We start from the raw sequence: 13,465 nt of genomic DNA, 5'->3' as shown, positions 1-13,465 counted from the left end.
TACTTTATGTGCTAAGGAGTTGCAAGTGGTGGTCTTTGCCGGTCAGGGCGACGCGCGCCGCTCGATGGCCCTGCTGTGGCGTAGCCCGGGCCCCTCCGACTTGCGGACCGGCCCCGGCCCGAGACCCGCGCTGAGCGTGGACCAGATCGTGGACGCCGCGATCGAGGTGGCCGACCAAGACGGGATGGCCGGGCTCTCCATGCGCGCGGTCGGCGAGCGGTTCGGCCGCACCGCCATGGCGCTCTACACCTACGTGCCGAGCAAGAGCGAACTGCTCGACCTGATGTACGACCGGGCGCACGCCGAGCTACCCACCGGGTACGACCAGACCGACGGCTGGCGGACCTCACTCACCGCCTGGGCCGGCGACCTCTGGAGGTTCTACCTGCGCCACCCCTGGCTGCTTCAGGTGTCACAGGCCCGGCCGGTGCTCGGCCCGCACGAGTACGTCGTCCTGGAGACAGTCGTGCGCATCCTCTACCGGACCGGCCTCGACGCGAAGGCACTGCGACGTACGGTCGGCACCCTGTTCCACTTCGTCCGAGGCACCGCCCAGACCGTCGCCGAGGCCCGGCAGGCGCAGGCCGCCACCGGGATGTCCGACGAGGAGTGGTGGTACGCCCGCTCCGCGCTGCTGGCGGAGGTCGCGCCCGACCTGGCCGAGCGGTTCCCGGCGCTGACCCGGATGGAGAGCGACCAGGGGTTCCGGATGGACGACGAGACCGTGCCCTACCTGGAGCAGGAGGCGAGGGAGACCTTCGACTTCGGTCTCACCGTCCTGCTCGACGGCATCGAGGCCGCCGCGACCACCCCCCACCCGTGACGCGTGGAAGGAATGGCCCCGGTGAGGGAAAGCGGTGGTGTGGGGTGGGTGGGCGGACGATCATCACCCGGTGACGTCGACCCCGAACAACATCCTGATCACGGTGGTACGCCCCGACGGCGAGGTCGCCCGCACGATCCTGCGCGCGTACTACGACGACATCGTGGGCCGTTACCACGGCCGCCCGGCGACCACCGCCGAGGTCGACGCCGTGCTGGTGGACGAACCCAGCGACGACCTCACCCCGCCGTACGGCCTGTTCCTGGTGGCGACCGACGGGGTGCGGGCCGTCGGCTGCGCCGGCCTGCGCCTGCTGCCGGACGGTCTCGGCGAGGTCACCCGGGTCTTCGTGGCGGAGAGCGCCCGGCGGCGTGGCGTGGCGTCACGGCTGCTCACCGAACTGGAGCGGGCCGCCCGGGTCAACGGCAGGTCCCGGCTGCGCCTCGACACCCGGCATGACCTGGTCGAGGCCCGCCGGCTCTACGCCCGGCACGGGTACGTCGAGGTGGAGCGCTTCAACGACAGCCCGTACGCGGCGCACTGGTTCGCCAAGTCGCTCGGCTGATCCGCCTCGACATAGGACAGTGGTTGTTGTCAGGAAAAATCGTCCATCGGCAAATTGTCATGTGACCCCATCCTGATCATGGGTTGATGTTCGTCGCCGGTTCACCCACGACCGGCACTTCCTTCGTAGCGTTCAGCGCCGTCCCCGCTCGTGCCGCGAAGGTCAAGGAGATTCACCGTGGGTGCCGTACCTGCCGTCGACCTGTCCGACGTCAGCCGACCCGTCGAGCCGCGGCGGGACTCCGCGAACGGCTGGGCCGGTCACCTCGACGTACTCGACGCGATCGGGTCGCGGGCGGACCGGACCCCGACGGCGCTCGCCCTGGTCGACACGACCGGCGAACTGACGTACGCGGAGCTGCTCGCCGAGGTGGACGGTCTGGCGGGTGTCCTCGCCGCCGCCGGGGTCGGCGTCGGTGACCTGGTGGGACTCTGCCTGCCCCGGGGCCGGGACGCGGTGGTGGCGATGCTCGCGGTGCTGCGGGCCGGCGCGGGCTACGTGCCGTTCGACCCCGGCTATCCGGCGGCCCGGCTGGCCTTCATGACCGAGCAGGTACGGCCCCGCCTGGTGCTCGTGCCCGCCGACGTCGATCCGCCGGTGCTGCCGGCCGGAACCACGCTGCTGCCGATCGGCGCCCCGACCGGGTCCGTCGCCGCGCCGACCGCGCGGGCGGCGGCCGAGGACCCGGCGTACGTCATCTTCACCTCCGGCTCCACCGGCCAGCCCAAGGGAGTGGTGCTGCCCCGCCGCGCGTTGGACCACTTCTGCGCGGCGGCCGTCGAACGGTACGCGCTCACCCCGGGCGACCGGGTGCTCCAGTTCGCCTCGATCAGCTTCGACGCGAGCGTCGAGGAGATCTTCCCGCCGCTGGTCGCCGGTGCCGCCGTGGTGATCCGTGACGAGGACATGATCAGCCGGCCCGACCTCTTCCTGGACCGCTGCGCCGCGCTCGGCGTCACCGTGCTGGACCTGCCCACGGCGTACTGGCACGAGCTGGTCGACGCGATCGACCGGGGAGAGGCCGTACTGCCGACGGCGGTGCGACTCGTGATCATCGGCGGGGAGGCGGCGCGGCCGTCCGCCGTGCAACGCTGGCGGGACCGGGTCGACCCGGCGGTACGGCTGCTCAACACGTACGGTCCGACCGAGACGACGGTGGTCGCGACCGCCGCCGACCTGACCACATACAGTGGCGACGGTCCGGTGCCGATCGGGCACCCGCTGACGGGTGTCACGATCCGGGTGCTCGACCCGGACGGTGTCCCGGTGCCGGTCGGCGAGGCCGGCGAGCTCTCCGTCGGCGGTGCCGGTGTCGCCACCGGCTACCTGCGTCGTCCGGAGTTGACCGAGGAACGTTTCGTTCCCGGCCCGGACGGCACACCGGAGTACCGGACCGGTGACCGGGTCCGGCAGCTCGCCGACGGTCAACTGGAGTACCTGGGTCGGCTCGACCACCAGGTGAAGATCCGCGGGTTCCGGGTCGAGCTGGGGGAGATCGAGTCCGCGCTGCGCGACCTGCCCGGGATCACCGACGCCGTGGTCCTGGTCGACGAACGGACCGGTTCGCCGAGACTGGTCGGCCACCTCACGGTCGACGACGGCACGCTCGACGTGGTCTCGGTACGCCGACAGCTCGCCGAGACCCTTCCCGGTTACCTCGTACCGGGCGCGTTCGTCGGCCACGCCCGCTTCCCGCTCACCCTCCAGGGCAAGGTGGACCGGGTCGCACTGGCCGGGGTGGACGCTCCCACGCCGTCGGCCGGTCCGACCCCGGCCGAACCGTCCGGCGATCCCGTCGTGGCACGGATCAGCGGGCTCTGGGCCGACCTGCTCGGCGTCCCCGAGGTCACCACGTCCGAGGACTTCTTCGCCCTCGGCGCCGACTCCCTCGACGCGGTCCGGCTGATCAGCGCGCTCCGCCGCGAGTACGGCGTGGAGCTCACCCTCGGCCGGCTCTACGCGGCACCGACCCTGGCCGAGCTCGCCGACCTGGTCCGGGCGGCCGCCCCGGAGCGGACCACGGCGGCCGAAGGTACGGCGACGACCGCGACCGGCGCCCCGTCGGCACCCACGGTGGGTGTCCCGGTGGTGGGCGACCCGGCCGGACTGGCGCTCACCCCGCTGCAACGCGACTTCTGGATCGCCGAGCAGGTCTGCGCCGACCTGCCGGCGCACACGCTCGGCATCCGCTACCGGATGGCGGGCGGCGTCCGGGCCGAGATCCTGGCCGACTGCCTGACCGAACTGGTTCGTCGGCACCCCCTACTCCGGGCCCGGTTCCCGCTCGACGGGGACGAACCCCGGATGGTGGTGGCGCCGTTCGGCACGGTCGAGCTGACCGAGGTCGACCTGCGCGACCTGCCGCCCCGGCAGCGGGAACCCCGGGCCGAGGAGGTACGCCGGCAGGCCGTACGGGAACCGATCGACCTGGCCGACGGGCCGCTGGCGCGGGCGCTGCTGCTGCGTACCGGCGCGGACGACGACGAGCTGCTGCTCGTGGTGCACCACCTGGCCTTCGACGGCTGGTCGGTCGGGTTGTTCGGTGACGAACTCGCCGGGCTCTACCGGGACCTGTCGGCAGGTCGGGAGCCGGTACGGGTGCGGTCGCACCCACTGCCGGACCTCGCCGCCCGGCGCCGGGCGTACGCCGACGACACCTCGCTCACCGACTACTGGCGCGACCGGTTCGCCGACGCCGACCTGGACCTGGAACTGCCCGCCGACCGTCCCCGCCCGCCGGTACGCTCGTTCGCCGCCGGCCGGGTCTGCCGGCCGCTCGACCCGGAGCTGGTCGAACGGCTGCGCGGGTACGGACGGGCACAGCGGGCGAGCCTCTTCATGGTGGTGCTCGCCGGGCTCCAGTCGGTGCTGTCGCGCTACACCGGCCGGACCGACGTGACCGTGCTGGCGCCGGTCGCCGGGCGGACCGCGCCGGAGCTGGAGTCACTGGTCGGCCCGGTGCTCAACATCCTGCCGATCCGGGGCGACGTCGGCGGCGAGCCGAGCTTCGCCGAGTTGGTCCGCCGGGTCCGGGAGTCGGTGGTACGCGACCTGGACCACCAGGAACTGTCGTTGCCGGACATCATCGCGGCGACCCGGCGACCGGCGACCGGCAACCGCAACCGGCTCAGCGGGGTCATGCTCACAGTGCACAACACGCCCGCGCCCGGCACCGACACGGTGCGGTACGCCGGCGAGGTGGCCCCGGCGGCGACCATGGTGGACCTCGCGGTCGGGTTGGACTTCCCGGTCGACGGTCCGGTGCTGAGCGTCGACTACGCCACCGAACTCTTCGACGCCGAGCGGGTCGAGGCACTGCTGGACCATCTGTTGACACTGCTGGCGGCCGGAGCTGGGGCACCGTCCACCCCGGTCACCCGGCTGGCGCTGCTGACGCCGGCCGAGCGGCACCGGATCCTGCACGACTGGAACGACCACACGATGGAGGTGCCCGAGGCCGACGGCGTACACCAGCTCTTCGAGCGGTGCGCGGCGGCGACCCCGGACGCGCCGGCACTCACCCACGGTGCCACCACCGTCAGCTACCGGGAGCTCAACGGGCGGGCCAACCAGCTCGCGCGGCTGCTGCGCGAGCGCGGCGTACGGCCCGGCACCCGGGTGGCGATCTGCCTCGACCGGGGGATCGAACTCTTCGTGGCGATGTGGGCCGTACTCAAGGCCGGCGGTGCGTACGTGCCGCTCGACCCGGCCTACCCGCCGGACCGGCTGCGTTACATGCTGACCGACAGCCGGTCACTGGCCCTGGTGACCCGGCTCGACCTGGCCGGCGCCCCGGCGGCGCCGGACGGCGTGGCGGTGCTGGCGCTGGACCGCGACGCGGCCGAGGTCGACAGCGCCGCCGACGACGACCTGCCGGTGGTGACCTCGCCCGAGGACCCGGCGTACGTGATCTACACCTCCGGCTCCACCGGGCGGGCCAAGGGCGTGGTGGTCAACCACGGCAACCTGGTGCACGCGGCGGTGATGTGGCAGCGCGCGTACCGGCTCGATCCGGGGTGGACCTACCAGCAGGCGGCCAGCTTCTCGTTCGACATGTTCGTCGGGGAGACGCTGCGTGCGCTCTGCACCGGCGGCCGGCTGGTGGTGGTGCCCCGGGAGGTCCTGCTCGATCCGGCCGACCTGTACGCCCTGATGCGCGACGAACAGGTCAACTGCACCGAACTCGTGCCGGCGGTGCTGCGTACCCTGCTCGCCCACGTGGACGCGGCGGGGGAGCGGCTGGACTTCGTCCGGTTGCTGATCGGCGGCGGCGAGAAGTGGCATGTCCGGGAGTACCAGCAGGCCCGGCGTCTGGTCGGGGCCGGCAACCGGGTGGTGAACGCGTACGGCGTCACCGAGGTCACCGTCGACAACGTCTACTTCGACGGTGCCGTCGACACGCTGCCGCTGGACGCGCCGCTGCCGATCGGGCAGCCCTTCCCGAACAACCGGGTGTACGTGCTCGACGGGTACGGCGAGCCGGTGCCCGCGGGTGTGGTCGGCGAGCTGTACCTCGGTGGTGTCGGGGTCGCGCCCGGCTACCACGACCGGCCGGAGCTGACCGCCGAGCGGTTCGTCCCCGACCCGTTCGTGGCCTCCTCCACCGCCCCCGACCAGGACCGGAACGCGGGCCCGGAGCAGGACCGGAACGCGGGCCCGGCCCGGATGTACCGGACCGGGGACGCGGCCCGGTTCCACCGCGACGGCAACGTGGACTTCCTCGGCCGGCTGGACGACCAGGTGAAGATCAATGGTTACCGGGTGGAACTGGGCGAGGTCGAGGCCGCCATCGGGGCCCTGCCCGGCGTGCTCGCCTGCGCCGCGGCCGTACACCCGCTGCCCTCCGGCATCGCCCAGTTGGTCGGATACCTGGTGGCCCAGCCCGGCGTCGAGGTCACCGAGGCGGAGGTACGGGAGGCGCTCGCCGCCACCCTGCCGGTGCACATGGTGCCGGCTCGGGTGGTTCCGCTGCCGAAACTGCCGCTCACCCCGAACGGCAAGCTCGACCGGCGCGCTCTGCCCGCACCACCGGAGACGGGCGCCGCACCCGGCGGAACGGCCCCGCGTACGGGCACCGAGCGGCGACTGGCGGCGGTCTGGGCCGAGACGCTCGGGATCGCCGAGATCGGCATCGACGACAGCTTCTTCTCCCTCGGCGGCGACTCGTTCAGCGCACTGCGGCTGGTCCGGCGGATCGAACCGGCGCCGACCCTGATCGAGCTGTACCAGCACCCGACCGTGCGTACCCTCGCCGCTCTGCTCGACCAGCGCTCGGCCGGGCCGGACCGGCAGCCGGACCGGCTGCTGCACCGGCTGACCCCGGCCGACGCCGACCCGGCCACCGGTGGCGTCACCGTGGTCGCCGTCCCCTACTCCGGTGGCAGCGCCATCGCATACCAGCCCCTCGCGTCGGCGCTGCCCGCCAACTGGGCGCTCTACGCACTCGAACTGCCCGGTCACGACCAGGCCCGGCCGGACGACCCGCTGCTGCCCGGTACCGAGGTGGCGGCCCGGGTACTGCCCGAACTCCAGCGGATCAGCGGACCGGTTCTGCTCTACGGGCACTGCCTCGGGGTAGCGGTCACCGTGGAACTCGCCCGGCGGGCCGAGGAGGCCGGGGTCGAGCTGATCGGGGTGGGGCTCGGCGCCGGCTTCCCCACCGCCCGGTTGCCCGGCCGGTTCTTCGACTGGTTCTACCGGTTGGTGCCGACCGACCGGTTCACCTCCGACCGGGAGTACCTCGCCTACCTCCGTGGCCGGGGCGGCTTCACCGACCTGGACCGCCCCGAGGACGAGGCGTTCGTGCTGCGCAACGTACGGCACGACGCGCGGGACGCCGAGGAGTACTTCACCGCCGACTACCGGGGCGACGAGCCGACCAAGCTGAGCGCCCCGGTGCTGAGCGTCGTCGGTGCCCGCGACCGGGTCACCGAGCACTACCAGGAGCGCCACCGCGAGTGGGAGCACTTCGCGGCCGAGGTCGACCTGGCGGTACTGCCCAAGGCCGGTCACTTCTTCGTCCGCAGCCACGCCGAACCACTGGCCGGGGTGCTGGTGGAGCGGGCACGCGGGTGGCTGGACCGGTCCGCCCGGGAGCCGGCGGCGGCACCGGTCGACGGCGGCGAAGCGGTTGCCGTACCCGGATCGACCGTGGGTGCGGCGGAGCCGGCGGCCGCCGCCGGACCGGTGGTCGGCGGGGCCGACGCGCGCCGGCAGCCGGCACCGAGCCTGTCCCGGTTCGCGCTGGTCGCGTTCGGCCAGTTCATCTCGATGATCGGCAGCGGGCTGAGCACCTTGGTGCTGAGCATCTGGGTTTACCAGCAGACCGGCGCGATCACCGACTTCGCCGTGGTCAGCGCGGTGGGCATGCTGCCGGGAATCCTGGTCGGCCCGATCGCCGGTGCGGTCGCCGACCGGTGGGACCGGCGCCGGGTGATGCTTGCCAGCGACGCGGCGGCGGCGTGCGCGATGGGTGCGCTCGGCCTGCTGGTCTTCGGCGGTGGGCTGGAACTCTGGCAGGTCTATCTGGCGGTGTCGGTCACCTCGGTCGCCGGTGCCTTCCAACGGCCCGCCTACCTGGCGGCGGTGGCCCAACTGGTGCCGAAGCGGTACCTCGGTCATGCCAACGGGGTCAGCCAGCTCGGGGTGAACTTCGGACTGGTGTTCGCGCCGATGCTCGGCGCCGGGCTGATCGGTCTGATCGGGATCGACGGCGTGATCCTGCTGGACGTGGCGACGTTCGGTGTCGGCGTGACCACGCTGCTCCTGGTCCGCTTCCCGGATCTGATGTTCCGGCGGCGGGAGGAGACCTTCCGGACCGAGGTGGCCAACGGGTGGCGGTACATCGCCCGCCGGCCCGGGCTCCGCGCCGCGCTGCGGTTCTTCGTCATCGACCACGCCTTCTACACCCTCGGTTTCGCGGTGATCACCCCGATGCTGCTGATCGAGCAGTCGCCGATCGCGCTCGGCGTGGCGCTCTCCGCCGGTGGCCTCGGCGGACTCTGCGGCAGCCTGCTGATGGGGCTCTGGGGCGGCACCGCCCGGCGGGCCAACGGAATGATCATCTTCATGGGGCTGGCCAGCCTCGCGATGGCGGTCGTCGGCATCGGCGCCAGCCCGGTCTTCGCGGCGGTCGGCATGTTCCTGCTGACCTTCGGCGAATCGGTCACCGAGGGGCACTGGATCGCGCTGATCCAGAGCAAGGTCGGTTTCGAACTCCAGGGCCGGGTCCTCTCGATCTTCATCACGGTGATGATGCTGACCATGCCGCTGGGCTACCTGGTGGTCGGCCCACTGGCCGACCGGTACGTCCAGCCCCTGCTCGAACCCGGTGGCGCTCTGGCCGACACGGTCGGCCGGGTGATCGGCACCGGACCCGGCCGAGGTCTCGCCCTGCTGGTCGTCGTCAGCGGCCTGCTCCAACTCGCCTGGGCGGTACGCGGCTGGTTCAACCGACCACTGCGGCTGATCGAGGACCACCTGCCGGACGCGGTGCCGCCCGCCGAGATCGGTGACCGGGACACCCTCCAGCGCGAGGCGGACGAGCTGCTTCTCGCGGCCAGGACCTGAGCCCACCCCCCACCCGACTGCCATCCGGCCACCCCGGACCCTCCTGAGGAGCCCCATGTCCATCGAGACCCTCGCCGACCTCGTCGCACCCGTCGACGCGTACGGCACGCCACTGATCGACGCCACCGGCCTGGTGCCCGGCGTCCGGATCCTGATCAAGGACGAGACCAGGTACGCCTCCGGCAGCCACAAGGAACCGGCCGCCCGTGCCGTGGTCGCCCGTGCGATCGCCGACGGTTACCGGCACATCGTCGTCGCCACCTGCGGAAACTACGGACGGGCCATGGCGATGGCCTGCCGCGCCAGCGGGCTGACCTGCACCGTCGTCCTGCCGACCGGGTGGAGCGACGGCGGCGCCTTCATGCGGGCCGCCGGTGCCCACGTGCACCTGGTTCCCGGCAGCTACGAGGACGCGGTCGACGAGTCCCGCCGGCTCGCCGCCGAGGACGGCGCGGTCGACGGCAACGTCGACGGCCCGTACGTCGACGCGGTCTTCGAAGGGCACGGGGTGGTGGTGCCGGCGCTGCGCGCGGTGCTGGGCGACCCGCCGGCCGCACTCTGGATCCCGGTCGGCAACGGCACCACGATCATCGCGGTGCACCGGCAGCTCCGGGCGCTGGACTGGCCGACGGTGATCAACGGCGTCGGTTCGGCCGGCAACAACCCGGTACTGACGAGCTGGCCGGGCGAGTACCGGATGCTTCCGCCGGACGGGGTCACCACCTCGGACCACAACCAGCCGCTGGTCAACTGGCACGCCCTCCAGGGACCTGAGGCGATGGCCGCGATCGCCGACACCGGTGGCGCGGCGTACGGCGCCGACGACCGGCAACTCGTCGAGGCGCGTACCGCACTCGCCGGTTACGGCGCGCACCCCACCGCCGCCGGTGCCGTCGCGCTGGCCGGGCTGCTCGCCCGGGCGGAGGCGGTCGGCCTGACCCCGGGCACGCACGTGGTGCTGCTCAGCGGTCGCTGAGCCGGACCCGCAGACACAGCACAGATCGTGATCAGCCACGCCAGGAGACGTGATGACCGTACTTGACGCAGCACCCGGAGCCCGTACGTCCGCAAGCCCGGCCCTGCTGTTCACCCGTACCCGAGTGTCCCGTGCCGACGAGCGGGTCTTCGTGGCCAAGCTGGTGGCGCTGGCCGTGCTCACCGTCGTGGGCGTGGTCCTGGCGCTGCGCCCGGAACCGCTGCTCATCGCTGTCGGGGTGGTGCTGCTCGCGGCGATGTACACACACGCGGTCGAGTTGCAGCACCAGTGCCTGCACCACTCGGCCTTCCGGCAGTCGTGGCCGCACCGGCTGGTCGGTGTGCCGTTGGGGTTGCCGTTGCTCGTGGTCTACAGCCACTACCGGTTGCGTCACCTCCAGCACCACCGCTACCTCGGTACGCCGCAGGACACCGAGTTCTTCGGCTTCGACACCCGTCAGCCGATCACCGTGGCCGCGCTGCTGCGCGGGCTGCTCGACTATCCGCGCCTCGGCTCGGTCGGGTGGGACGTGCTCCGCTGCGCCACCGGGCGGTGGAGTTACCAGTACGGCGCGGTCAGCCCGACCATGCGTCGGCGGATCGTCACCGAACACCTCGTACTCGGCGTCGTCGTGCTGGCCGTGATCGGCCTGGCCCTGGCCGGGTACGGGGCGTACCCGCTGCGTCTCTGGGTCCTGCCGTTGCTGCTCGCGGTGCCGATGCACTTCCTCGTGGAGCTGCCGGAACACCTGCTCTGTGAGACCGACACCACCGACGTGCTGCGCAACACCCGGTCGATCCGGGGCAGCTGGCTGAGCACCTGGTTCACCAACGGCAACAACCTGCACATCGAGCATCACGCGGCGATGACGGTGCCGATCAACCAGCTGCCGTCACGGCACGAGGAGACCCGGCGTCTCGCGGCGAATGTCGAGCGGAGCTACGGCGACTTCTACCGTCTGCTCTGGCACGAGCTGCGCCGTACCGATCGTCGCCCGGCGCGGACGAACTGAGTCGGCGGCCGGCGCCGACCAGAGGGTCGGCGCCGGTGAGTGCCTCCGGCCCGGGTTGGTTGCCCGGGCCGGACGCCGTCGCGGGGTCGGCGCGCCGGCCGCCCAGGGGCAGCCCGCGACGGGCGGTGGGGCACCGTGCGGGGTCACCTTCGATCTTTACGGTGACAACACGGCCCTGGCGAGGGAACTTGGCAAGGACAAGATGTGCCGGTGGGGTGGTACGGGACAAGTTCCTGTCGTACCGGGACGGCACGATCCGGTGATGTCGGTCCCTGCCACGCCCGTCGACACGGACAGTCCCGTCGAAGCGCGCAGGGGAGTAGGTAGGCTCGCGGGCAGCGCCGGCCGGGCCGACGACGATCATGCCGTGCCGCGGCGTGTAGAACGCACTTCTGGGAGTTCAGCTCGTTGACTGCACAACCTGAGATTCTGTACGGGGCCGATGACCTCACCCATCTGGAAGGCCTCGATGCCGTCCGGAAACGACCCGGCATGTACATCGGGTCGACCGACAGCCGTGGCGTCGGTCACCTGCTCAACGAGATCCTCGACAACTCCACCGACGAGGGCGTCGCCGGTCATGCCACCCGGGTCGAGGTCATTCTGCACGCCGACGGTTCGGTGCAGGTGGACGACGACGGCCGGGGAATCCCCACCGACCTGCACGCCAGGTCCGGGCTCTCCGGTGTCGAACTGGTGCTGACCCGGCTGCACGCGGGCGGCAAGTTCGGCGGTTCCGGCTACAAGACCTCCGGTGGTCTGCACGGCGTGGGCGCCTCGGCGGTCAACGCGCTCTCCCGGCGGTTCGACGTCACCGTCCAGCGGGGCGGACAGATCCACCAGATGTCGTTCCAGCACGGCGTTCCGGGCGTCTTCGACGGTGCCGGACCGGAGAGCACCTTCACCCGGCAACCGGGACTGCGGCCGGTCGGCCGGATGAAGCGCGGCGCCTCCACCGGCACCTCCATCCGCTACTGGTACGACGCCCGCTACTTCGAGACCGGCGCGAGCCTCGACGTCGACGCCGTCCGGACCAAGCTGCGCAACACCGCGTTCCTGGTTCCCGGCGTCACCTACGTGCTGCGGGACAACACCGCCGACGAACCCACCCTCGAGACGTTCCACTTCCCGCAGGGCCTCACCGACATGGTGGACTTCCTCGCCCCGGCCGGCGACAAGCCCGTCTCCGGGACCCTCCTGATCGTCGGTGAGGGGAACTACCGGGAGAACGCCGCCGACGAACACGGCGTCATGCAGAGCAATGTTGAGCGTCGGGCCGAGGTGGAGGTCGCGCTCCAGTGGGGCACCGGCTACGAGCGGACGGTGGAGTGCTTCACCAACACCATCCGTAACGTGCACGGCGGCACCCACCGCAAGGGTTTCGAGCGGGGTGCCGTACGGGCGCTGACGGCCGCGATCCGCAACACCCGTGGCCTGCTCAAGCCGAAGGAGGACGCGCCGATCCTCGACGACGTGCTCGAAGGCATGACCGTCGTGGTGCACGTACGGATCCCGGAGCCGCAGTTCACCTCGCAGACCAAGGACGAGCTCTCCACCGCGCCGGTCACCAAGGTGGTCCAGAACGTGGTCGAGCAGCAGCTCAAGACCTGGCTGGAGGACCGGCGGACCAAGACCGAGGCGCGTACCGTCCTACAGAAGATCGTCGACGCGGCCCGGGTCCGGCTGACCCAGAAGCAGCAGAAGGACGCCGCCCGGCGCAAGACCGCGCTGGAGGGCGCGTCGATGCCGCCGAAGCTGGTGGACTGCCGGTCGACCGGGGTCGCCCGCAGTGAGCTGTTCATCGTGGAGGGTGACAGCGCGCTGGGCACCGCCCGGTTGGCCCGCTCCTCCGAGTACCAGGCCCTGCTGCCGATCCGAGGCAAGATCCTCAACGTGCAGAAGGCCAGCCTCCAGCAGGTCCTGGACAACGCCGAGTGCTCGGCGATCGTCCAGGTGCTCGGCGCCGGCTCGGGCCGTACCTTCGACCTGGACGCGCTCCGGTACGGCCGCATCATGATCATGGCGGACGCCGACGTGGACGGGTCGCACATCCGAACCCTGCTGATCACACTCTTCGCCAAGTACATGCGGCCGGTGATCGAGGCCGGCCGGCTCTACGCGGCGGTGCCTCCGCTGCACAAGGTGAGCACGAAGGGCCGCAGCCCGGAGACGGTCTACACCTACACACAGGCCGAGATGTCGAGCACGGTGGCCCGGCTGGAGAAGGCGGGCAAGCAGGTCGTCACCCCGATTCCCCGGTTCAAGGGACTCGGTGAGATGGACGCCGACGAGCTGTGGGACACCACGATGAACCCGGCGAGCCGGGCCGTACGCCGGATCACCCTCGATGACGCCTCGGCCGCCGAGGAAGTGCTGGAACTGCTGATGGGGGAGAAGGTCGAGCCCCGCAAGAACTGGCTCATCGACTCCGCCAGCCGGGTCGACCAGGAGACCATCGACACGTGAGCACCGGAGCCGGTCGCCTTGGCGGCCGGCTCGCCCCGCCCGGGTCCAAGTCGT

Annotated in this window: 6 protein-coding genes; all 6 read left to right on the top strand. The window is 71.7% G+C overall.

Annotation, left to right across the window (positions count from 1 at the left end):
• The first annotated feature begins 25 nt into the window (after nucleotides 1–25).
• The 6 genes from BDK92_RS02280 (at nucleotide 26) to BDK92_RS02255 (ending at nucleotide 13,411) form a co-directional block, all read left to right on the top strand.
• Complete coding sequence (locus BDK92_RS02280; protein ID WP_121154130.1) at nucleotides 26–823, top strand: TetR/AcrR family transcriptional regulator; 798 nt, start codon at nucleotides 26–28, stop codon at nucleotides 821–823.
• Between the two features lie 70 nt (nucleotides 824–893).
• The gene (locus BDK92_RS02275) at nucleotides 894–1,388 is read left to right on the top strand and encodes a GNAT family N-acetyltransferase (RefSeq protein ID WP_246016740.1); all 495 of its coding nucleotides are present in this window, start codon (nucleotides 894–896) and stop codon (nucleotides 1,386–1,388) included.
• A 177-nt stretch (nucleotides 1,389–1,565) separates the two neighbouring features.
• Nucleotides 1,566–8,957, top strand: coding sequence for a non-ribosomal peptide synthetase/MFS transporter (locus tag BDK92_RS02270; RefSeq protein WP_211349023.1), 7,392 nt, complete (start codon nucleotides 1,566–1,568; stop codon nucleotides 8,955–8,957).
• Between the two features lie 55 nt (nucleotides 8,958–9,012).
• Nucleotides 9,013–9,933, top strand: coding sequence for a pyridoxal-phosphate dependent enzyme (locus BDK92_RS02265; RefSeq protein WP_121154128.1), 921 nt, complete (start codon nucleotides 9,013–9,015; stop codon nucleotides 9,931–9,933).
• A gap of 52 nt (nucleotides 9,934–9,985) precedes the next feature.
• Nucleotides 9,986–10,945 (top strand): fatty acid desaturase family protein, encoded by a 960-nt coding sequence (locus BDK92_RS02260; protein ID WP_121154126.1) that lies wholly within the window; start codon nucleotides 9,986–9,988, stop codon nucleotides 10,943–10,945.
• A 408-nt stretch (nucleotides 10,946–11,353) separates the two neighbouring features.
• Nucleotides 11,354–13,411 carry a DNA gyrase/topoisomerase IV subunit B gene (locus BDK92_RS02255; RefSeq protein WP_121154124.1) on the top strand — a complete coding sequence of 686 codons (2,058 nt, stop codon included), beginning with the start codon at nucleotides 11,354–11,356 and terminating at the stop codon, nucleotides 13,409–13,411.
• Nucleotides 13,412–13,465: the final 54 nt, after the last annotated feature.

Source organism: Micromonospora pisi (assembly GCF_003633685.1).
Taxonomy (GTDB): domain Bacteria; phylum Actinomycetota; class Actinomycetes; order Mycobacteriales; family Micromonosporaceae; genus Micromonospora_G; species Micromonospora_G pisi.
This window is presented reverse-complemented; position numbering and strand designations above follow the sequence as displayed.